This window comes from Streptomyces sp. MAI_2237 (genome assembly GCF_054189285.1).
In genome coordinates this window covers 1,893,437-1,915,734 of record NZ_JAJPGQ010000003.1, presented here as the reverse complement: position 1 = coordinate 1,915,734, position 22,298 = coordinate 1,893,437, and the positions used below count along the sequence as shown (strand labels likewise).

General features: G+C 70.4%; 16 protein-coding genes. 5 read left to right on the top strand and 11 right to left on the bottom strand.

What is annotated here, in order from left to right:
- Positions 1–241: 241 nt before the first annotated feature.
- The 8 genes from LN251_RS19310 to LN251_RS19275 form a co-directional block, all read right to left on the bottom strand.
- Positions 242–1,387, bottom strand: a complete 1,146-nt coding sequence (locus LN251_RS19310; RefSeq protein ID WP_458245502.1) for an ABC transporter ATP-binding protein — start codon at positions 1,385–1,387, stop codon at positions 242–244.
- Complete coding sequence (locus tag LN251_RS19305) at positions 1,380–2,429, bottom strand: ABC transporter ATP-binding protein (RefSeq protein ID WP_458245501.1); 1,050 nt, start codon at positions 2,427–2,429, stop codon at positions 1,380–1,382. The genes LN251_RS19310 and LN251_RS19305 overlap by 8 nt, the downstream gene beginning before the upstream one ends.
- A gap of 11 nt (positions 2,430–2,440) precedes the next feature.
- Complete coding sequence (locus LN251_RS19300; protein ID WP_458245500.1) at positions 2,441–3,391, bottom strand: ABC transporter permease; 951 nt, start codon at positions 3,389–3,391, stop codon at positions 2,441–2,443.
- Positions 3,384–4,316, bottom strand: a complete 933-nt coding sequence (locus LN251_RS19295) for an ABC transporter permease (protein WP_458245499.1) — start codon at positions 4,314–4,316, stop codon at positions 3,384–3,386. The genes LN251_RS19300 and LN251_RS19295 overlap by 8 nt, the downstream gene beginning before the upstream one ends.
- 138 nt (positions 4,317–4,454) lie before the next feature.
- Complete coding sequence (locus tag LN251_RS19290; protein WP_458245498.1) at positions 4,455–6,080, bottom strand: peptide ABC transporter substrate-binding protein; 1,626 nt, start codon at positions 6,078–6,080, stop codon at positions 4,455–4,457.
- 643 nt (positions 6,081–6,723) lie between these two features.
- Entirely contained in the window at positions 6,724–8,631 is a 1,908-nt protein-coding gene (gene typA, locus LN251_RS19285; RefSeq protein WP_458245497.1) for a translational GTPase TypA, read from the bottom strand.
- Between the two features lie 141 nt (positions 8,632–8,772).
- Complete coding sequence (locus tag LN251_RS19280) at positions 8,773–9,396, bottom strand: hypothetical protein (protein ID WP_458245496.1); 624 nt, start codon at positions 9,394–9,396, stop codon at positions 8,773–8,775.
- 125 nt (positions 9,397–9,521) lie between these two features.
- Positions 9,522–11,711 (bottom strand): ABC transporter family substrate-binding protein, encoded by a 2,190-nt coding sequence (locus tag LN251_RS19275; protein WP_458245495.1) that lies wholly within the window; start codon positions 11,709–11,711, stop codon positions 9,522–9,524.
- 336 nt (positions 11,712–12,047) lie between these two features.
- Between LN251_RS19275 and LN251_RS19270 the strand changes: the two genes are divergently transcribed.
- The 4 genes from LN251_RS19270 to LN251_RS19255 are packed head-to-tail and all read left to right on the top strand — an operon-like array spanning position 12,048 to position 15,938.
- Positions 12,048–12,344, top strand: coding sequence for a hypothetical protein (locus LN251_RS19270; RefSeq protein ID WP_058923438.1), 297 nt, complete (start codon positions 12,048–12,050; stop codon positions 12,342–12,344).
- Between the two features lie 32 nt (positions 12,345–12,376).
- Entirely contained in the window at positions 12,377–13,198 is an 822-nt protein-coding gene (locus LN251_RS19265) for a hypothetical protein (protein WP_383677088.1), read from the top strand.
- A gap of 23 nt (positions 13,199–13,221) precedes the next feature.
- Positions 13,222–15,165: a fumarate reductase/succinate dehydrogenase flavoprotein subunit gene (locus LN251_RS19260; protein WP_458245494.1), complete on the top strand. Its 1,944-nt coding sequence runs from the start codon at positions 13,222–13,224 to the stop codon at positions 15,163–15,165.
- Positions 15,162–15,938 carry a succinate dehydrogenase/fumarate reductase iron-sulfur subunit gene (locus LN251_RS19255; RefSeq protein WP_458245493.1) on the top strand — a complete coding sequence of 259 codons (777 nt, stop codon included), beginning with the start codon at positions 15,162–15,164 and terminating at the stop codon, positions 15,936–15,938. Before LN251_RS19260 ends, LN251_RS19255 begins: the two co-directional genes overlap by 4 nt.
- Here the strand turns inward: LN251_RS19255 and LN251_RS19250 are convergent.
- Positions 15,913–16,908: a phosphotransferase family protein gene (locus LN251_RS19250; protein WP_458245492.1), complete on the bottom strand. Its 996-nt coding sequence runs from the start codon at positions 16,906–16,908 to the stop codon at positions 15,913–15,915. The genes LN251_RS19255 and LN251_RS19250 overlap by 26 nt on opposite strands.
- Positions 16,905–17,999: a hypothetical protein gene (locus LN251_RS19245; RefSeq protein ID WP_458245491.1), complete on the bottom strand. Its 1,095-nt coding sequence runs from the start codon at positions 17,997–17,999 to the stop codon at positions 16,905–16,907. Before LN251_RS19245 ends, LN251_RS19250 begins: the two co-directional genes overlap by 4 nt.
- A gap of 93 nt (positions 18,000–18,092) precedes the next feature.
- Here LN251_RS19245 and LN251_RS19240 point away from each other — a divergent pair, with 93 nt between their 5' ends.
- Complete coding sequence (locus LN251_RS19240; RefSeq protein WP_458245490.1) at positions 18,093–19,478, top strand: hypothetical protein; 1,386 nt, start codon at positions 18,093–18,095, stop codon at positions 19,476–19,478.
- Between the two features lie 65 nt (positions 19,479–19,543).
- Here LN251_RS19240 and LN251_RS19235 read toward each other — a convergent pair whose 3' ends face one another.
- Positions 19,544–22,237: a SpoIIE family protein phosphatase gene (locus LN251_RS19235; RefSeq protein WP_458245489.1), complete on the bottom strand. Its 2,694-nt coding sequence runs from the start codon at positions 22,235–22,237 to the stop codon at positions 19,544–19,546.
- Positions 22,238–22,298: the final 61 nt, after the last annotated feature.

Sequence of the window (22,298 nt, the reverse complement as noted above, 5' to 3'; positions counted from 1 at the left end):
GGGGCCGCCGGCGTACGGGTAACGCTCATCGAAGAGAGGCTGCCAGCCGTGAGCGGGTCCGGCCGCGGCCACGCGAGCCCCCGCACCTCCACCACCCCGGGCGCCGCAATCCCAGGGGCGCGGGGAACTGCGCGACCAGCCACAACCGCCCCGCACCCGCACGACAACCCGCACCCGAAACGCAAGTCCCCGGCACCCCCACAACACCGGGTACCGGGGACAACTGCTCAGCCGCCGCAGGCTACGCGTGGACGACGTCCTTCTCCTCCGCGAAGTGGCAGGCCGACTCGTGGGCCGCCGGGGAGTCGGAGTCCTTGAAGCGCTCCGGGATCGCGAGCAGCGGGACCTCCTCGGCGCACTTGTCCTGGGCCTTCCAGCACCGGGTGCGGAAGCGGCAGCCGGAGGGCGGGTTGGCCGGGGACGGCACATCGCCGGTCAGGATGATCCGCTCGCGGCTCTCGCGGGCCTCCGGATCCGGCACGGGGACCGCCGACAGCAGCGCCTGGGTGTAGGGGTGCGTCGGGTGGTCGTAGATCTGCTCGTCGGTGCCGACCTCGGCCATCTTGCCGAGGTACATGACCCCCACGCGGTCCGAGATGTGCCGGACGATCGACAGGTCGTGCGCGATGAAGATGTAGGACAGGTTGAACTCGTCCTGCAGTCGCTCCATCAGGTTGATGACCTGGGCCTGGACGGAGACGTCCAGGGCCGACACCGGCTCGTCGCAGATGATGATCTCGGGGTTGAGCGCCAGACCGCGGGCGATGCCGATGCGCTGGCGCTGACCGCCCGAGAACTGGTGCGGATAGCGGTTGATGTACTCCGGGTTGAGGCCGACGACGTCCAGCAGCTCCTGCACCCTGCGCCGCCGGTCGCCCTTCGGGGCCACCTCGGGGTGGATGTCGAAGGGCTCGCCGATGATGTCGCCCACCGTCATACGGGGGTTGAGCGAGGTGTACGGGTCCTGGAACACCATCTGGATGTTGCGGCGGACCGCCTTCAGCGCGCGCCCGGACAGCTTGGTGATGTCCTGGCCCTTGTAGAAGATCTCGCCGGCCGTCGCCCGCTCCAGGTTCATCAGGAGCTTGGCCACCGTGGACTTGCCGCAGCCGGACTCGCCGACGATGCCCAGGGTCTCGCCCTGGTGCAGGTCGAAGGAGACGCCGTCGACGGCCTTGACCGCGCCGACCTGCTTCTTGAACAGGATGCCCTGGGTCAGCGGGAAGTGCTTGACCAGGTCACGCACCTGCAGGATCGGCTCGCCCCGCTCGACGGGCGCCTCGATGGCGGCGACGGACTCCGCCTCGGAGTGGGCGTCCACCACGTCCACCTCGGACACGTTCGGAGTGGCGTCCTGCGGCTCGTCGTTCTTGCTGAGCTCAGCCATGGAGCGTCTCCTTCCAGAAGTGGCAGGCCGAGGCACGGCCCGGCAGCTCCGCGCCGTCCTGCTCGGTCACCGGCAGCAGCGGAGGGATGTCCGTGCGGCAGATGTCCTGCGCCTTGGGGCAGCGCGGGTTGAAGGCGCAACCGGTGGGGATGCGCAGCAGGTTGGGCGGCAGACCCTTGATCGCGTACAGCTCCTGGCCCTTCTGGTCCAGGCGCGGGATCGAGTCCAGCAGACCGCGCGTGTAGGGGTGCGCGGGCCGCTTGTACAGCTCGTGGACGGGGGCCGTCTCGACGATCCGGCCCGCGTACATCACGGCGATCTTGTCCGCGACGTCGGCGACCACGCCGAGGTCGTGGGTGATGAGGATCAGGCCCATGTTGTACTCGCGCTGCAGGTCCGCCAGCAGGTCCATGACCTGGGCCTGGACCGTCACGTCGAGAGCCGTGGTCGGCTCGTCGGCGATGATCAGCTCGGGCTCCAGGGCCAGCGCCATGGCGATCATGATGCGCTGGCGCATACCGCCGGAGAACTGGTGCGGGTAGTCGTTCACCCGCGCCGCGGCGGCCGGGATCTTCACCCGGTCCATCAGCTCGATCGCCTTGGCCTTGGCGTCCTTCTTGGACATGCCGTGGTGGACGCGGAACATCTCGCCGAGCTGGTAGCCGACCGACAGCACCGGGTTCAGCGAGCTGAGCGCGTCCTGGAAGATCATGGCGATGCGCCGGCCGCGGATCTTGCGGCGGTCCTCACCGGACATCTGGAGCATGTCCTCGCCCCGGAAGCGGATCTCGCCCTGCGGGATCGTCGCCGGGGGCATGTCGAGGATGCCCATGATGGCCTGCGCGGTCACCGACTTGCCGGAGCCCGACTCGCCGAGGACGGCGAGCGTCTCGCCGGCGCCCACGCTGTAGTTGACGCCGTTGACGGCCTTGACCACGCCCTCGCGGGTGTGGAACTCGACGTGCAGGTCACGCACTTCGAGGAGCGGGCCGTTGTCGCCGTCGCGCGGCGAGGGCACGGAAACTTCTTCGATGATGGTCACGTACGCCTCCCTCAGCGCATCTTCGGGTCGAGGGCGTTGCGGACGGCCTCACCGAGCATGATGAACGCCAACACGGTGATGATGAGCATGATCGACGGGTACAGCATGATCCACTGCGCCACTCGGATCTGGTTGCCGCCGTCGGAGATGTCGTTGCCCCAGGACACGCCGTTCAGGCCGAGGCCCAGGTACGACAGGGTCGCCTCGGCGGAGATGTAGACACCGAGCGAGATGGTGGCCACGACGATCACCGGGGCCAGGGTGTTCGGCAGGATGTGCCGGAACAGGATGCGCGGCGTGCTCGCGCCCAGCGCCTGGGCGGCGTGCACGTAGTCGGCCTGCTTGGTGGTGATCACCGCGCCGCGCATCACGCGGGCTATCTGCGTCCAGCCGAAGAAGCTCAGGGCGCCGATGACGACCCAGGTCGTGCGGTCCTGGAAGGAGTTGAGCACGACCATGGTGCCGAGCAGGAACGGGATGCCGAAGAACACGTCGGTCAGCCGGGACAGGATCGAGTCGACGAGCCCGCCGAAGTAACCGGCGATCATGCCGACCAGGCCGCCCACGAGCGTCACCGCGACGGTGGTGCCGAAGCCGACCGCGATGGAGGCGCGGGCACCGTAGATGACACGGGCGTAGACGCTGCGGCCCTGCTGGTCGTAGCCCAGCCAGTCCGGGTCGAAGAACTTGCCCATCTTCGGCTTCTGCAGGAAGTGCTTGGCCAGGTCGCCGTGGGTGGGGTCGGCGCCGGTGAACCAGCCGGGGAAGAAGGTGATCGTCAGCAGCAGCAGGATGAGCACCGCGGAGACGAGGAAGATCCAGCTGCGCCGCAGGTCGCCCCAGGCGTCGCCCCAAAGACTGCGCGTCTTCTCCGGCTTGGCCTCGGGCAGCGTGCCGCCGGCCGCCGCGACGGCGGCGTCCTCGGCAGCGGCCTCGGGCACGGTCTTGGTCACGTCAGGCATAGCGAATCCTCGGGTCAAGGACCGCGTAAAGCAGGTCGACGAGCAGGTTGGCGAGGAGGTAGACGAGGACCAGGATGGTCACGAGACCCACCAGGGTCGTGCCCTCGCGGCGGACGATCGACTGGTAGATCGTGCCACCCACACCCTGGATGTTGAACAGGCCCTCGGTGACGACTGCGCCGCCCATCAGCGCGCCGATGTCGGTGCCCAGGTAAGTGACCACCGGGATCAGGGAGTTGCGCATCAGGTGCACGCCCACGACGCGCCGCCTCGGCAGGCCCTTGGCGATGGCCGTGCGGATGTAGTCGGCGCGCAGGTTCTCGGCGATCGAGGTACGGGTGAGCCGGGTCACGTACGCCAGTGACGCGGTCGCCAGCACGATCGCCGGCATCAGCAACTCGTTCACGTTCGTAGAGTCGTTGACGTTCGGTGGCAGCCAGTTCAGGTCGAAGGCGAAGATCACCTTGAGGATGTAACCGAGGACGAACACCGGCACCGAGATCAGCAGCAGGGTGACCAGCAGGATCGCGTTGTCCGTGATCCGCCCGGCGCGCAGGCCGGCGACGATGCCGAGCGCGATGCCGAACACCATCTCGATGAGGAACGCGAGGGCGGCCAGACGGAGGGTGACGGGGAAGGCGTCGCCGAGCACGTCGGTGACCGGACGGCCACTCGCGATCTGCGTGCCGAAGTCGGCGTGCAGAATCATGTTCTTCATGTAATGCCAGTACTGGACCAGGATCGGCTGGTCCAGACCGTACTGATGTCTCAACTGGGCGATCACCTGCGGGCTGCCGCCCTTGTCGCCGAACAACCCGCGCACGGGGTCACCGGGCAGGGCGTAGACCATGAGAAAGATCAGCAGGGTTGTCCCGATGAAGACCGGGATCATCTGGAGCAGTCGTCGTGCGACGTAGCGCCCCATCGTGCCTCCATGTCAGTCACAGCGGCAGCCGACGGGCCCTTTCCCCGCGCACCGTTGAAGGATGCGTGCGGAAAGGGCCCCCCAGCCACGGCCGTTGCCGGGGCGCGACTCCTCCGCGCCCCGGATACGGGCTTGTGGTTACTTCTTGGTGACCTGAACGCCGGTCAGCACAGGGTCGCCGGCCTGGTTGAACTTGACGCCGCTGACCTTCTCGGAGTAGCCCGCGTTGACCTTGTAGTACCAGAGCGGAATGCTCGGCATCGAGTCCTTGAGCTGGGCCTCGATCTCCTGGTACTTCTGCTCCGACTCCTCCAGCGAACCGGCGCTGTCGGCGGCGGCGATCTCGTCGTCGATCTTCTTGTTGGAGAAGCCGCCCTGGTTGCCGTCCGACTTCGTGCCGTAGAGGTCACGGATGAAGTTGGCGATGAACGGGTAGTCCAGCACCCAGCCCGAGCGGTACAGCGACTTGACCTGCTTCGCGTCACGCGCGTTCAGGTCGGCCTGGAAGTCGGCCTTGGAGTCGCCCACGCACTTGACGCCGGTCGCGTTGGTGATGGAGTTGCAGACCGCGTCGACCCAGTCCTTGTGACCGCCGTCGGCGTTGAACTGGATGGAGATCTTGTTGCCCGGAACGCCGCCGCCTTCCTTGATGAGCTGCTTGGCCTTCGTCGGGTTGTACGTGGTGACGTCACCCGCGACGTTCGGCTTGTAGCCCAGGACACCCTTGGCGACCCAGCCGGTGGCGGGCTCACGGGTGTTGTTCAGGACGGTCTTGGTGATGGTGTTGCGGTCGATCGCCATCGACAGGCCCTGGATGACCTTGGGGTCGATGTTCTTCCACTGCTTGGTGTAGTACGCCACGGCGATCGTCTGGATCGCGGAGAACGACTGGTCGATCGCGCGGCTGCCGAGGTCCTGCTTGTAGACCGGCAGGTCCTTCGGGGCGATCTGGGTGAGGACGTCGACGTTGCCGGACTTCAGGTCCTCGTACGCCGTCTCGGGGCTGGCGTAGTTCTTGAAGATCACGCCGCCGTTCTTGGCCGCGTCGGGACCCTTGTAGTCGGCGTACTTCGCGACCTGGATCTGCTTCTTGTGCTGCCAGCTGACGAACTTGTACGGGCCGTTGCCGATCGGCTTCTCGCCCGCGGCCTTCGGGTCCTTGTAGAAGGACTCCGGCAGCGGCGAGAAGACCTCGTAGCCGAGCTTGTACACGAAGTACGGCATGGGCTTCGACAGCGTGATGGTGAAGGTGCTGTCGTCGACGACCTTCAGACCGGACATCTCGGTGGCCTTGGGCTTGCCCTTGGCCGGCGCGACCTGGTCGTAGCCCTGGATGTCGGAGAACCAGAAGCTGTTGGTCTGCTTGTTGGCCGGGTTCGCGGCCCAGTTCCACGCCTTGACGTAGGACGTGGCGGTGACGGGGGTGCCGTCGTGGAACTTCCAGCCCGACTTCAGCTTGACCGTGAAGGTCTTGTTGTCCTTGCTGTCCACCGACTGGGCGTTGACCATGACGATCTTGCCCGCGGAGTCGTAGCTGACCAGCTGCGAGAACAGCGACTTGACGACGAGGCTGCCGTAGGACTCCATGGTGTTGGCCGGCTGCAGCGGGTTCTGCGGCTCACCGGACTCGACCGAGAAAATCCCGTTCGGGTCGACCGCGGCCTTGCTGTCGCCCTTGCTGTCGCCACCACCGCCACACGCAGTGGCCCCCAGCGCCACAACCGCAGCTATCGCAACCCACTTGGCGCTCTTGGCACCACGCATGGGGCTCCTCCTCATGAGTCCATTGGTTCACCGCATGGAGGGACACATGACACGTCACCGTCACCGGTGCCTGAAACGGTCAGGTGTCCCCCGCGCTCGTGAGTCGGCGCCGCCTGCAGCGCGTGACCCGTTGATCCGAGCTCTACGCGCCTAACTATCTGCCATGCGCCGTGGCCGAACCACACCCACAAGGTCTCGGTTCGATCACACCTGACGCGTACATCTTCCAAAATCCGGACAAAGGGTTTGCCGAAAGATCCCTGCGAAACGGACTTGTTACACACCTATCGGACCCGCGTGTCCGTATACCGGACGCGGAGGGCATGAAAATTCGCTTGCGGATCCGCGGCTGCTGTGTATGAGCGCCGACAGCTCCCCCGCCCGGACGCCTTTCGGCCAACCGACCTGCGCCGCAATGCCGTTGAACGGCACTCACAGGAGGAGCAAAGGACCACACTGCCAGCAGGGTAATGCGGCCCCTTCCGCGTTTTGCCGATCCGGAACGAGAAGTAGGGTTTTCCCTATCCCTGCGGCTGCCGCCGCCCTTGCCGGGCCGCCGAACCGGCCGCGCCGCCCCCGTCACCACACGAGGCCGGGCGCCCCGCCTCGCGGAGCGCCCGGCCTCGTACTACGACGGCCCGAATCAGCCGTGCTTGGCCCTGCTGGCCGCGCGGGCGCGCTCGCGGGCGTCCAGGTTCACCTTGCGGATACGCACGGCCTCCGGGGTCACCTCGACGCACTCGTCGTCGCGGCAGAACTCCAGGGACTGCTCCAGCGACAGCTTGCGCGGCGGCACGATCGACTCGGCCACGTCGGCCGTCGAGGACCGCATGTTGGTGAGCTTCTTCTCCTTGGTGATGTTGACGTCCATGTCGTCGGCGCGGGAGTTCTCGCCGACGATCATGCCCTCGTACACCTCGGTGCCGGGCTCGACGAACAGCACGCCGCGCTCCTGAAGGTTCGTCATGGCGAACGCCGTGACGGCACCGGCGCGGTCGGCGACCAGGGAGCCGTTGTTACGGGTCTGCAGGGTGCCGAACCAGGGCTCGAAGCCCTCGTGGATGGAGTGGCCGATGCCGGTGCCGCGGGTCTGGGTCAGGAACTCCGTCCGGAACCCGATGAGTCCGCGCGAGGGCACGACGAACTCCATGCGCACCCAGCCCGAACCGTGGTTGGACATGTTGTCCATCCGGCCCTTGCGGACGCCCATGAGCTGCGTGACCGCGCCCATGTGCTCCTCGGGCACGTCGACGGTCATGCGCTCGACGGGCTCGTAGACCTTGCCGTCCACGTCCTTCGTCACGACCTGCGGCTTGCCGACCGTCAGCTCGTAGCCCTCCCGGCGCATGGTCTCCACGAGGATGGCCAGCGCCAGCTCGCCACGGCCCTGGACCTCCCAGGCGTCGGGGCGCTCGGTCTCCAGCACGCGCAGGCTGACGTTACCGATCAGCTCGCGGTCCAGCCGGTCCTTGACCTGACGGGCGGTCACCTTGCGGTCCTTGACGGCCGCCTTGTTGTCGGCGCCCTTGCCGGTGCCGCCACGGCCGACCAGCGGCGAGGTGTTGGTGCCGATGGTCATGGAGATCGCGGGCTCGTCGACCGTGATCAGCGGGAGCGGGATCGGGTTCTCCGGGTCGGCCAGCGTCTCGCCGATCATGATGTCCGGGATACCGGCGACGGCGCAGATGTCACCGGGGCCGGCCACCTCGGCGGGCTTGCGGGTCAGCGCCTCGGTCATCATCAGCTCGGAGATGCGGACGTTGGCGATGGAGCCGTCCCGCTTGATCCAGGCGACGGTCTGGCCCTTGCGCAGCTCGCCCTGCTCGACACGCAGCAGCGCGATACGGCCGAGGAAGTTGTCGGCGTCCAGGTTGGTGACGTGGGCCTGGAGCGGGGCGGCCTCGTCGTAGGTCGGGGCCGGGATGTGCTCCAGGATCGTGGAGAAGAACGGCTCCAGGCTGCTGGAGTCGGCCGGGACCGTGCCGTTCTCCGGCTTGGTCAGCGACGCGATGCCGTCACGGCCGCAGGCGTAGACGATCGGGAACTCGATCTGCTCCTCGTCCGCGTCCAGGTCGAGGAAGAGGTCGTACGTCTCGTTGACGACCTCGTCGATGCGGGAGTCCGGGCGGTCCGTCTTGTTGATGCACAGGATGACGGGCAGGCGCTGCTGCAGGGCCTTGCGCAGCACGAAGCGGGTCTGCGGGAGCGGGCCCTCGGAGGCGTCGACGAGCAGCACGACGCCGTCCACCATCGACAGACCGCGCTCGACCTCACCGCCGAAGTCGGCGTGGCCGGGGGTGTCGATGATGTTGATGGTGATGACGTCCCCGCCGTCCTTGGGGTGGTACTTCACCGCCGTGTTCTTGGCGAGGATCGTGATGCCCTTCTCACGCTCCAGGTCGTTCGAGTCCATCATGCGGTCGTCGACCGAGTCGAGCTGGTGGGCGGCGAAGGCACCGGCCTGCTTCAGCATTCCGTCGACGATGGTCGTCTTGCCGTGGTCGACGTGGGCGACGATGGCGACGTTACGGATGTCGTGGCGCGTGGCCATGAAGGCGTACTCCTGGAGTGTGAGGAAGGCCAGCACGTACGTCGGTGATACGCGGACCCTGCCGGGCTGGACACGCCACGGCCTCACCCCATGGTACGGGGCATCGGGGTGAGGGGCCTCCGCGGGCCGCCGGGCGCGGTGTCAGGCGCCCTTCGTGGCCCTGGATCCGTCCGGGCACGTCCGGCGAGCGGCCGTCCGTCCGGAGGCCCGGTCCGCGGGGCCGTCGGAGCAGGACATGAAGCCGCTTCCGCTCCTGTCCCAGGTACGGACATGGCCCTTGACCGGCGCGTCGCCCCCGCAGGTGTACGTGAAGTCGGCGTCCACCAGACCGACCCACGACCAGGAGTAGTAGGCGCCCTTCAGGTCGCCGGCAGCCGCCTCGAAGTAGTGGTCGTCTCTGGCCTCGGCCGTCTCGGACGGGCCGGCAAGGGGTTCGCTCACCTTCAGATGTGCGCCCAGCGCCTTGATCACTCCGGCCGCGCCGACACCTGCGGGCGCGCCGGCAACCGTGGGCCGGTGCACGGTGTCCCCCACGGGTGCGAGATGGGCCCGGTAGGAGCTCGTCTTCTTGGCGAAGGAGACGGGGGCGGCGAGCGCGGTCAGCCGCTCGGTGCGCCGGACTCCCGACCAGGTGTACGTCCCGTTCGAGCAGGCCTTCGCCCCCTCGTCCTTCGTGCTCTCGCCGCCGGTGCAGCCGGTCAGCCCCGCAGTCGCCACCACCGCGACCAGCCCCGCCGCCCAGGTCCCCCGTGTGATACCCCGCACGTCCTGTCCCCGTTCCCCCGTGCGCGGACGTCCGGCGCCCGCCGCATGATCCATTGGTGGTCTCATGCTGCGAGCGCCGGACGGATACGACAACCGATTTGAGCAAGCCCTGAGCTACCGCCCCCTCAGCTCTTCGGGGACGCGCTCGCCGTAGGCTTCGCTCCCTTCCTCAGGAAGCCCATGTCCTCGTAGAGCGGTGTCTGGAAGCCGAAGGCGCCGGTGTTGACGAGGGTCTTGCGGGCCGCCGTCAGCTGGGGGCGCTGGTAGAGGGGGATGGAGCCGGCCGCGGCCCAGATGCGGGAGTCGGCCTTGCGGATCAGGGCGTGGTTCTCGCCGCTGTCCAGCGTGCCCGCCGCCTGGTCGAAGAGCTGGTCGACCTGGTCGGTGCCGACGCGGGTGTAGTTCTGCTCGACGTTCAGGGAGCCGTCGGCGGCCGGGACCGGCTTGGCGTAGATGGGCCGGGCGTCGGTCGCGGGGAAGGCGGAGGCGGGCCACGAGTACAGCGCGAGGTCGTACTCGCCGCTGGCGATGTGGTCCTTGAAGTAGCTGTCGTCGGAGACCTTGCTGACGTCGGTCCGGATACCGACCCGCGCCAGCATGCCGCCGATGCGGTCGGCGACGGTGCGCAGGGTCTCGGAGCCGGGCCCGGAGGGGATCACGAAGCGCAGGACGAGCGGCTTGCCGTCCTTGGCGAGCAGACCGGACGACGCGCCCGCCGGGGCGGCCGTTCCCTTGGGGGCGTAGGCGCCGGCCGCCCCGCCCTGCCGCAGGTGCCCGTCGCCGTACTGCTTGCCGTCGGCGAGGTGCCTGGTCCCGTCCTCGCCGCCGCGGTCCTTGCGGTCGTCGCCCTTGTCGTCGCCGACGATGTAGGTGCCGTCGTCGTCCCCGGACGTGTCCCGGGCCTTCTTCCCCGGGGCGCCCGCGGCCTTGTCGCCCTTCTTGCCCGGCTTCACGGGACCGCCGCGCACCCATCCGGCGTCGGCGAGCAGCGCCTGCGCCTCCTCGGTGTCCTGGCCGCCGATGGCGCCGCTGCCGTCGGCGTAGGCGGCCTGCCCGGCCAGCGCGAGGTGGCTGCCGACCGGCTTCGCGGGCAGCCCGAGCGGTTTGAGGACGGCCTCGGCGAGGGCCTTGCGGTCCAGGGCGCGGGCGACGGCGCGGCGGACGCGTTCGTCGGCGAGGGGGCCCGTGGAGCCGTTGAGGGCGAGCTGGGTGTAGGCGGGCTCCAGGGACTTGCGGACCTCGAAGCCGCGCAGGTTCGCCTGCTTCTCGTACCGCTCGAGCTGCTGGAGCCGCTTCTTCAGGGCGCGCAGCCGGCTGCCGGACAGTTCGTCCTCGTGGGCCTGGGTCCAGGAGCGCAGCGACTTGGCGGAGAGGCGTCCGCCGCCGGGGCCGAGCAGCGGGGAGGAGCCCTGCAGCGGGGTGCCGGTGCCCTTGGCCCGGGCCGCGAGATCGATGCGTTCGGCGGCGCCGGGGTCGATCTCGGCCAGGTCGATCTTCCCGGCGGCCAGCGCGTCGGCGCGCTTGTCGAGCGGTACGGCCTCGAGGTCGATCTCGGAGAGCTTGGCGGGGTGCCCCCACCAGCGCGGGTTGCGCGTGAGGGTGACCTTGTCGTCCTTGCGGTCGACCTTCTGGACGGCGAACGGTCCCGCGGTGACCTTGAGGGTGCGGCGCGCCCCGTCGTTGAAGGAGTCGGGGGTGCCCATGACGTCCTTCGGGTACAGCGGCGAGAACAGCGACTGCCAGTCGGCGTACGGCCGGGCGAAGGTGACCTTGACCTGGAGGTCGTTCGCGCCGCGCTCGACCTTCTCGATGCGGTCGTAGCCGGCGTTGCGGGCGGTCCAGTAGGCGCCGTCCTTGCCGGACAGGGCGCGCCACTGGGCGGCGAAGTCGGCGGCGCCGATCTCGCGGCCGTCGCTCCACACCGCCTGCTGGTTCAGCTTGTACAGCACGACCTGCTTGGGCTCGGTGTCGACGACCTTGGCGGACTCCAGGTAGTCGGCGTTGCGGACCGGGCGGCCGGCCGCGTCCTGCCGGTACATGGACGGCAGCACGGCCTGGGCGATCCGGCCGGTGACGGCGTCGGCGTCCGCCTGGAAGGTGTTGAGGGTTTCCGGCACGTCGTCGACGGCCCAGCGCAGGGTGCCGCCGTCGGCGATCAGGGCGCGGGCGGCGGGGGCGATCTCCGGTCGGGCGAGCGGCTTGCCCGCCTTGTCGTCGGAACCGCATCCGGCGAGCAGGGGCACCGCGAGGGCGCCCGCGGTGAGGAAGGCGACCGATCGCATCACTGCGCGCGGTCCGACGCCGTCGTGGGACATCTCTGGTTACCTCCGGGGAGCCGCTTCCGCCCAAGCCACGGATAAGGCTTCTGATCACATTTGGCGGTATTTTGGTGTTGATCAGATGTACGGCCCCACTGAAGAGGAAAGGGTTTCGTCTGCCGGGGGCGACACGGCGACGGGCGGCTCAAGGCCACCCGATGGGCGCAACGCGCATCCCGGCGCACAAGAAGCGCCTGCGGGCGTGCACTGGAGGCGTGCAATCCGCCAATCGCTGCACATCCCTTCCCACCGACAGGTGTGACGCGCAACACTCGCAGGCGCATGAACGTTGCCACCTGAGGCCTGCAAGGCCCAAGGAAGTGAGGTCACGTCATGTCCGTGCAAGACGACCTGACGTCCGTCCAGCGCTGCCTCGACGACCTGAGCCGGTCGGTGGGCCGCCTCGAGCAGCAGCTCGGCAGCGGCGGCCTGGACATACGCCGTGTCCGCGCCGACGCGGACCACCTGCGCGAGAGCGTCGCGCTGCTGCGCGCGTCGGCGACGCTCCAGACCGCCCCCCGCAAGCCCGAGCTCGTCACGATCCCCGACCAGCCGTACGACGACACTCAGTGGACGGACTGCGACGACGAGGGGCTCGGCGCGCACCACGGGCCCGAACACCGCCGCTGAGCAGCGCCCCCGAAACCGACCGGAGTCATGAATTGGCCACTGGTACGGAACCACATCTGAACAGCGGCGGCGTACGCACCGGTACGCGCGCCGCGATCGACGCCCCGCACCTGCGCACCGACCGCTGGTGGCTGGCTCCGGCCGCCACCGCGGCCGGTCTGCTCGCCTTCATCGTGTACTCGACGTGGCGGGCCTTCGCGAACGCGGACTACTACTCGGCGCCGTACGTCTCGCCGTTCTACTCGCCGTGTCTGGCGGAGAACTGCAAGAACATGCCCTCGGGCCCCAACGCCGACCTCTTCGGCAGCTGGTGGGCGATCTCCCCGGCGATCATCATCCTGATCTTCCCGCTGGGCTTCCGCCTGACCTGCTACTACTACCGCAAGGCCTACTACCGGGGCTTCTGGGCCTCGCCCCCGGCCTGCGCGGTCGCCGAGCCGCACAAGAAGTACACCGGTGAGACCCGCTTCCCGCTGATCCTGCAGAACATCCACCGGTACTTCTTCTACGCGGCGATCCTGGTCGCCGGCGTGCTGACCTACGACACCGTGCTGTCCTTCCGCGACACGGACGAGAACTGGGGCCACATGGGCCTCGGGACGGTCGTCTTCCTGATCAACATCGTGCTGATCTGGACGTACACGATCTCCTGCCACTCCTGCCGGCACATCGTCGGCGGCAAGCTCAAGCACTTCTCCAAACACCCCGTGCGCTACAAGGCGTGGCAGTTCGTCGGGAAGCTCAACGCCCGGCACATGCAGCTCGCCTGGGCGTCGTTGGTGAGCGTGGCGCTCGCCGACTTCTACGTCTATCTCCTCGCGTCCGGCGTCTTCGACGATCCGCGCTTCTTCTGACTGAGATGAGTGGGGCCTAACTGATGTCCGTGGTCGACCGCCAGGAGTGGGACGTCGTCGTGGTCGGCGCCGGGGGCGCGGGCCTCCGGGCCGCCATCGAGGCGCGCGAGCGAGGCGCCCGTACGGCCGTGATCTGCAAGTCGCTGTTCGGCAAGGCGCACACGGTGATGGCCGAGGGCGGCATCGCGGCGGCGATGGCCAACGCCAATCCGCACGACAACTGGCAGGTCCACTTCCGCGACACCATGCGCGGCGGCAAGTTCCTCAACCAGTGGCGGATGGCCGAGCTGCACGCGCAGGAGGCCCCGCAGCGGGTCTGGGAGCTGGAGACCTGGGGCGCCCTCTTCGACCGTACGAAGGAAGGGAAGATCTCCCAGCGCAACTTCGGCGGCCACGAGTACCCGCGCCTGGCGCACGTCGGCGACCGGACGGGCCTGGAGCTGATCCGGACGCTGCAGCAGAAGATCGTCTCCCTGCAACAGGAGGACAAGAGGGAGACCGGTGACTACGAGTCGCGGCTGAAGGTCTTCCAGGAGTGCACGGTCACCCGGATCCTCAAGGACGGCTCGCGCGTCTCCGGGGTGTTCGCGTACGAGCGCGAGACCGGCCGTTTCTTCGTCCTGGAAGCGCCCGCCGTGGTGATCGCCACCGGTGGCATCGGCAAGTCCTTCAAGGTCACGTCGAACTCCTGGGAGTACACCGGCGACGGTCACGCGCTGGCGCTGCTGTCGGGCGCGCCCCTGCTGAACATGGAGTTCGTGCAGTTCCACCCGACGGGCATGGTCTGGCCGCCGTCGGTGAAGGGCATCCTCGTCACCGAGTCGGTCCGCGGTGACGGCGGGGTGCTCAAGAACTCCGAGGGCAAGCGGTTCATGTTCGACTACGTCCCCGACGTCTTCAAGGAGAAGTACGCGGAGTCGGAGGAGGAGGGCGACCGCTGGTACGAGGACCCGGACAACAACCGGCGGCCCCCGGAGCTGCTGCCGCGTGACGAGGTGGCGCGGGCGATCAACGCCGAGGTGAAGGCCGGCCGCGGCTCGCCGCACGGCGGAGTCTTCCTGGACGTGTCGACCCGTATGCCCGCCGAGGTCATCCGGCGCCGGCTGCCGTCGATGTACCACCAGTTCAAGGAGCTGGCGGACGTCGACATCACGGCGGAGGCGATGGAGGTCGGGCCGACCTGCCACTACGTGATGGGCGGCATCGCCGTCGACTCCGACTCGGCGGCGGCGCGCGGAGTGCCGGGGCTGTTCGCGGCCGGCGAGGTCGCGGGCGGCATGCACGGCTCCAACCGTCTGGGCGGCAACTCCCTGTCCGACCTGCTGGTCTTCGGACGCCGGGCCGGCTGGCACGCCGCCGAGTACGCGACGGGACTGGCCGGCGCGCGCCCGCCGGTGGACGACGTGCAGGTGGACACGGCGGCGGCGGAGGCGCTGCGGCCGTTCTCCGCGGAGGGCCCGGCGCCGGGCGAGGACGACGGCAGGCCGCCGGAGAACCCGTACACCCTGCACCAGGAACTCCAGCAGACCATGAACGACCTGGTCGGCATCATCCGCCGCGAGGGCGAGATGGAGCAGGCACTGGAGAAGCTCGCCGACCTTCGGGTACGGGCCCGCAGGGCCGGCGTCGAGGGTCACCGGCAGTTCAACCCCGGCTGGCACCTCGCCCTGGACCTGCGCAACATGCTGCTGGTCAGCGAGTGCGTGGCGAGGGCGGCGCTGGAGCGCACCGAGTCGCGCGGCGGCCACACCCGCGAGGACTTCGGGGCGATGGACCGCAAGTGGCGCAACATCAACCTGCTGTGCCGGCTGACCGACCCGACGGGCGGGCTGGCCGCGACCGACCCCGTCCGCGGCCAGATCGAGCTCACCCGCGAGACCACCGAACCCGTCCGCGCCGACCTGCTCGCCCTCTTCGACAAGGAAGAGCTGGTCAAGTACCTCGCCGAAGAGGAGCTGTACGAGTGAGCAGCTACAAGGCCCGCTTCAAGGTGTGGCGGGGCGATGTCAAGGGCGGCGGCCTGGAGGACTTCGAGGTCGAGGTCAACGACGGTGAGGTGGTCCTCGACATCATCCACCGCCTCCAGGCCACGCAGGCGCCCGACCTGGCGGTCCGCTGGAACTGCAAGGCGGGCAAGTGCGGTTCGTGCTCGGCCGAGATCAACGGGCGGCCACGGCTGATGTGCATGACCCGGATGTCGGTGTTCACACCGGAGGAGACGATCACCGTCACCCCGCTGCGCGCCTTCCCGGTGGTCCGGGACCTGGTGACGGACGTCGGCTTCAACTACCAGAAGGCCCGGGAGGTCCCGGCCTTCGTGCCGCCCGCCGATCTCGGTCCCGGCGAGTACCGGATGATGCAGGAGGACGTGGACCGCTCGCAGGAGTTCCGCAAGTGCATCGAGTGCTTCCTGTGCCAGGACGTCTGCCACGTGGTGCGCGACCACGAGGAGAACAAGCCGGCCTACGCCGGGCCGCGCTTCCTGATGCGGGTCGCGGAGCTGGACATGCACCCGCTGGACGCGGCCGCCGACACCGGCCTCGACCGCAAGAAGACCGCGCAGGACGAGCACGGCCTCGGCTACTGCAACATCACCAAGTGCTGCACGGAGGTGTGCCCCGAGGGCATCAAGATCACGGACAATGCGCTGATCCCCCTGAAGGAGCGGGCCGTGGACCGCAAGTACGACCCGCTGGTGTGGCTGGGCTCGAAGATCAGGAGGCGGTCCGCAGCAGACTGAGGGCCTGCCCGAGATTGAACTCGGCGATCCCCCGCATCACCCCGGGCTCGGGGAAGTCACCCTCGATCAGGGTCAACGGCCCCGAGACCAGGCCGAGATGCATGGCCAGGCGGTACAGGCGCAGACGGGCGGGGTCCAGCTCCGGGGTGCGCAGCACGTCGTAGTGGGGGCCGAAGCGCAGTTCGAGGAAGACGTGCTCCCACTCCGCGTCGAAGTAGAGCAGGCCCTCGATGTCGATGAGGGCCGGGTGGCCGTCGGCGGTCAACAGGACGTGGTCGGGCCCCAGTTCGCCGTGGACGAGGCTGTGGCGGGTGCGGGGGCCGACCTCGGCGGCCCAGGCCCGCAGCAGGCCGGCGAACTCGGTCCGCACGGCGGCCACGCGCGGTTCGCGTGCGGCGGCCTCCTCGACGCTGCGCAGGCCGTCCTCCAGGACCCGCCGCTCGCACGATGTGCCGTACGACGTACCGCCGTTGTCGACGAGCGCGACCTTGCCGAAGGCCGGGCCCCGCTGGGCGTCCAGGACGGCGAGCGTGTCCGCCAGGCGCCGCAGGGCCGTGGCCGCCGTCCGCGGGTCGTGCCGCAGGGCCTCCTCCAGGCTGCCGCCGGTGACGTCCTCCACGACGGCCGCGTCCGCGGGCAGGTGGGCGCGGGTGGCGTCGGCGTACCGGAGCCGGGGCGTGCGCACGCCGGCGCCGGCCAGCCGGTCGTGCGCCGCGGTGAACAGGCCGAGGCCGGTGCCGTGGGAGAAGGGGTCGCGCGGGTCGGGCGGGCCGGCGTCCCAGTAGTCCTCGTCGGGGGACCACACGTAGGCGACGGCGGTGGAGCCGTCGTCGAGGTGGAGCCGGTAGGCGCCCTTCTTGCTGCCGCCGCGCAACCGGGTCACGGCGACGGGGGTCCGGGACGGGCCGAGGGCGGCGCGGGTGAGAGGGGTGAGGTCGGCGGCGGTCAGGTGCTGTCGGGTACGGCTCACCGGACCCAGTCTCTCTCGTACGCCGTCCAGTCCGCCTCCGTCGCCGCGAAGTCGACGTAGAGGGCGACTCCGAAAGCGGGGCGGTCGGCGTCCGTGCGGGACAGGCCGAGGCGGACGCCGCGGACGGCGGCGGGGACGGTCTCGGCACGGGCCCAGTGGCCGAAGCGGTTCTCGTGGTAGAAGGGCAGGCCCATGAGGAGGTCGGTGGAGTCCGGGGTGGCCTCCAGGGCCAGCGAGGTCTGCTGGGCGACATAGCCGCCGTACAGGCTCGGCATCGGCTGCATGGTGTCGTACGACATCACGGCGATCTGGTCGACGCGGCGCGCGACCTGCCCGAAGTACGCCTGCGACCACCACTTGGGGTGGCCGGTGACCGTCCCCCAGAAGGAGTGGAAGCCGGGCAGCGGGTCGATCTGGTGGGCGGCGACGGAGAGCACGGCGCCGTGGGCGCGGGTGAGGCGGTGCAGGGAGTCGAGCAGGGCGAGGTAGTCGCGGTCGCCGGAGTGCAGGGGCTCCAGGTCGAAGTGCGCGCCGGCGAATCCGGCGGCCAGGATCTGCCGGGTGGAGGCGACGACGGCCGCGCGGGTCGCCGGGCGCTCCAGATGCATCGCGTGCGGCTTCTCGGGGGCCACCTCGTCGCCCAGCCAGGCCTGCACGCGCACGTGCGGCGCCTTCTGCCGCAGGCGGTCGATCAGCCAACGGGCCTTCGGGTAGGCCGACTTCGGCAGCGTCCCGTCGTGTTCCAGGGGGCCGGCGTGGACGTACAGGTCGCGGACGCCGGTGTCCCGCAGGCGGCGGACGAGGGCGGTGACGTCCGCGTCGGTCCTGCGCCCGTCGACCCAGGCGTGGCCGAGCCAGAGGGCGTCGCGGTCGCGGGTGCGGGTGCCCTCGGCGGGATCGCCCGTGTAGTTCACGCGGAGGGTGACCTCGGCGGCCAGCAGCGGGAGGAGCACGGCGAGGAGGACACCGAGCGTGATCCGCCGGACCCGGCGGGCCCGGCGGGACCACCGCGGCAGCCGGGGCCTCCGGTTCCAGCGGCGTCGTCCGGTGGCCTCCTCGCCGGTGCTCTCCGTGCGTTCCGCGGTGTCCATCCGTCTCCCCTCGCCCTCCCCGTGCGCCGCCCCTCCCCCGCCCCGGACGCACACCGGTCGCGGGTCCGCATTCCTGCCCATACGCTCCGAAAGGTGACGTCATCCTTGATCCGGGGGCGGCCGCGGCGGGCCTCGCCGTCCCACATATCCGTGCGGGTCGTGCACACCCTGGTGGGCGGACTGGCCGGGGTGGTGTGGCTGGTGTTGCCGGGAATGACGATCAATGCCGGCGCCCCGGTTCCGGACACCCGTGCGCGTCCGCCGGCCGCGAGCGCGAGCGGCGCCGCGCGGGACGAGACGTCGGCCACCGGTCTGGTGCTGCCGCTGGCCGTCGTCGGGGCGGCGGGGATATTCGCCGGATACGTCGTCGTGCGGCGCGCGCGCCACGGCCGGACCCGCGCGGAACCCGCCGGGGCCCGGCTCGTGCCCGCCGCCCTGCCCGACCTCGCCGAACTCGACGTACGCACGCGCGCGTTGCTGGCCGAGACGGACGACCGGGTGCGGGCGGACAGGGAGGAACTCGACTTCGCCGGGGAACGGGCGGGCGCCGAGGCCGTCGCCCCCTTCGCGCAGGCCCTGGAGGGCGCCGAGGCGGAACTCGCCGCCGCGTTCCGGATGCGCCAGCGGTATGACGACGGGGTCCCGGGCGACGACACGGCCCGGCGGCACCTGCTCGCCGGGATCGTCGGGCGGTGCACGGAGGCGGTCCGGCGCCTGGACGCGCAGCGGGAGGAGCTGGACCGGCTGCGCGCTCTGGACGGCGACGGGCTGGGGCCGGCGCTGGAGGTCGCGGAGGCCCGCTTCCGGGACCTCACCGGCCGTACCGCGGCGGCCGGGGCGACCGTCGCCGACCTCACCGGCCGCTACGGGCGCACCGCGACCGCGGCCGTCGCCGGCCACGTGGAACGGGCCAAGGACCGGCTGGTGTCCGCCACGACCGTGCTCAACCAGGCCCGCCAGAGCTCCGACCTGGGCGAGGCGGAGCAGGCCGCGCGGCATCTGCGTGCCGCCGAGGAGGACATCGCCCTGGCCGCGTCGCTCGTCACCGGCGTCGACCGCCTCGCCGCGGCTCTGACGGCGGCCGCGTCCCTGGTCCCGGCGACGCTGACGGGCGCCGAGGCGGCCCTCGCCGGGAGGCGGGACCCCGCGGCCGACCGGGTGCTGACCGGCGTGCGGGAGGACCTGATCGCCGGGCCGTACGACCCGCTCGACGCCCTGCGGCGCATCGTGCGGGCGGCCGGTCCGCCGCGGGACGGTGTGCTGTCGGCCGCCGCGTGGCTGGTCGCGCGGCACTCCGTCACCACCGCGGACGACTTCGTCGCCACGCACCGGGGACGGGTGGGCGCCGAGGCCCGCACCCATCTGGCGGAGGCCCGCCGCCTGCTCCTGACCGAGGATCCGGCGGCCGACCCCCTGGCCGTCCAGTCTCTGGAACGTGCGGAACAGGACATCGGCCGGCCGCCCCAGGTGCCCCGTTAGGGGCGCGGGGAACTGCGCGACCGGCCACGACGAACCCGCACTCGCCAGGGCACCGGAACCGCGCCTCAGAACAGGCTCAGCAACGCCTCCGCCGGGTCCGCCAGCCCCGTCTCCCCGTCGGGCAACGGCAGTTCGAACCACACCGTCTTGCCCCGCGGGGTCCGCCGCGAGCCCCAGGCCGCGCTCAGCAACCCCACCAGCTGGAGCCCGCGGCCGCCCTCGTCCGTGTCCCGGGCGCGCCGCCGGCGCGGCTGCACCAGCCCCGAGTCCCAGACCTCGCACACCAGGGTCCTATCGAGCAGCAGCCGCAGCCGGATCTCCCCCTCGCCGTACCGCAGGGCGTTCGTCACCAGCTCGCTGACCAGCAGTTCCGTAGTGTCGACGAGGGGCTCCAGGTCCCACGACAGCAGCTGTCCGCGCGCGTACTCCCGCGCCCGCCCGACACTGCGCGGCTCGCGCGGCAGCGTCCAGTCGCCGACCGAGTCGGTCGGCAGGCCCTGGACGCGGGCCATCAGCAGGGCGATGTCGTCCTCGCCGTGGTGGGTGTCGAGGGTGTTGAGGACGTGGTCGCAGACGTCCTCCAGGGGACGGGTCGGATCGGTGAGCGCGCCGACGAACGCCTGGAGGCCCTCGTCCAGGGGGTGATCGCGGCTTTCGACCAGTCCATCCGTGTAGAGCGCGAGCAGCGCGCCTTCGGGCAGTTCGACCTCCACCTCCTCGAAGGGCTCCCCGCCCACGCCCAGCGGCATCCCGGGCGGCACGTCCAGCATCAACGCGTCCTCGCCCGGCTCGACGAGCACCGGCGGCAGATGCCCCGCGTTGGCGAACGTGCAGCGGCGCGTCACCGAGTCGTAGACCGCGTAGACGCAGGTCGCCAGGTACACCTCGGAGAGGTCCGCCTCACGGGGGCGGCGGGCCGCGCGGGTGGCCTGCTGGACCCCGCCCGGAGCGCCGAGGCCCCGCGCGATCTCGTCCAGCGCGCTGAGCACCTCGGCCGGTTCGAGGTCGAGGAGGGCGAGCGTGCGGACCGCGGAGCGGAGTTCGCCCATGGCCACCGCGGCGCGCAGTCCGCGGCCCATGACGTCGCCGACCACCAGGGCCGTGCGGTGGCCGGGCAGTTCGATGACGTCGAACCAGTCGCCGCCGACCTCGCTGGGGCGGTCGGCGGAGGAGTTGCCCGGCAGGTAGCGGCAGGCGATGTCCAGGCCGGCGGCGACCGGGTCGCCCGGTGGGAGCAGGGAGCGCTGCAGTATCAGGGCCCGTTCGTGCTCGCGGCGGTACAGGCGGGCGTTGTCGATGCAGACCGCGGCGCGCGCCGCCAGCTCCACCGCCAGATCGCGGTCCCGGTCGCCGAAGGGCTCACTGCCCTTGGTCCGGGCGAACTGCACGAGTCCCACGACCGTGTCGTGGGCGACCATCGGGACGGCCAGCGTGGACTGGACGAGGCCGCCCTCCTCGGCGGGCACCAGCTGGGTGCGGGCGGTGCGCAGGGCGTCCGCGCACGGCGAGTTGAAGGGGTAGTGGTGGACGGCGCCGACCGCGACGGGCGGTCCGGAGCCGATGAAGGGGGCGTCGGAGACCGCGCTGGCGAAGGCGACCCGGCGCAGCTGCGCGCTGCCGTCGGCGAGGCCCGGCGGGGTCTCGTCGCCGGCCAGCAGGCCCTGGTAGAGGTCGACCGTGGCGAGGTCGCAGAAGCCGGGGACGACGACGTCGAGGAGTTCGCGGGCCGTGGTCTCCAGGTCGAGGGAGTTGCCGATGCGGGCGCCGGCCTCGTTCAGAAGGGCGAGATTGCGCCGTGCGGCGGCCGCCTCCCGGGCGGCGGCGCGACGGGAGGTGATGTCGATGCCGAGCCAGGCGATGCCGATGGGGCGTCCGGAGCCGCTGTGCACCCGGTAGAGGTTGACCGACCAGTGCCGGCGTTCCTCCGAGCCCGGCAGGAAGCCCGTGACGTGCATGTCCGTGATGGAGTCGCCGGTCTCCAGGACCCGGCGCAGGGTCGCGGCGACGCGTTCGGCCTCCGGGCTGCGCAGGTAGTCGTGGACGCCGCGGCCGCGGTGGGCCTCGGGCGAGCTGCCGTAGGCGCCGCCGAAGGTCTGGGCGAACTGCTGGTTGGCGCGGCGGATCCGCAGATCCGGGTCGATCAGCAGGAAGCCGAAGGGGGATTGACCGAAAATCGACTGCGAGGCGGCGAGGTCGGTCTCGATGCTGCGCAGGGTGCGCACATCGACGACGATGCAGACGGCGGCCTTCTCGCCCTCCTCGGTCCGCGTCGGCATGACGTAGACCTCGGCCAGGCCCTCCCTCTCGCCCTCCCCGGCCGTCCCGGGTGCCCGGAACGGCACCACGCCGGTCCACTCCCGGCCGTCGAGGATCTCGGCCATCTTGCGCTGGCCCTGCTCGCGCAGGTCGGGGTCGACGAACGCCTCGATGGGGTCCATGCCGAGGGCGCGGCGGGCGGGGATGCCGAAGAGCTGCTCGGCGCGCAGGCTCCACTGGTCGACGAGGCCGTCGGGGCCGATGGAGAAGGAGGCGACCTTGATGTAGTCGTAGATCGAGCCGGGCGGGCTGCTCTGCCACATGGCGTCGGCGGTGGGTTCGTCACCGAGACCGGTGTCGCGGGTCGCCCTGTGTGACGAGGACAGCCCGGGTCCGCTCGTCGAAGCGCGGGACATGTCCGCCGCGGGATCGCCCGCGGCACTCCTCCTCGCGCCGTCCGACGGGTCCTCGGACTCCGTGGCCTTCGCTGGTATCTCGCTCACGCGAACCGTCCCCTCCAGCTCACCGCGCCCGGTACCGGTCACCGGGGGCGGCTGCCCGCAG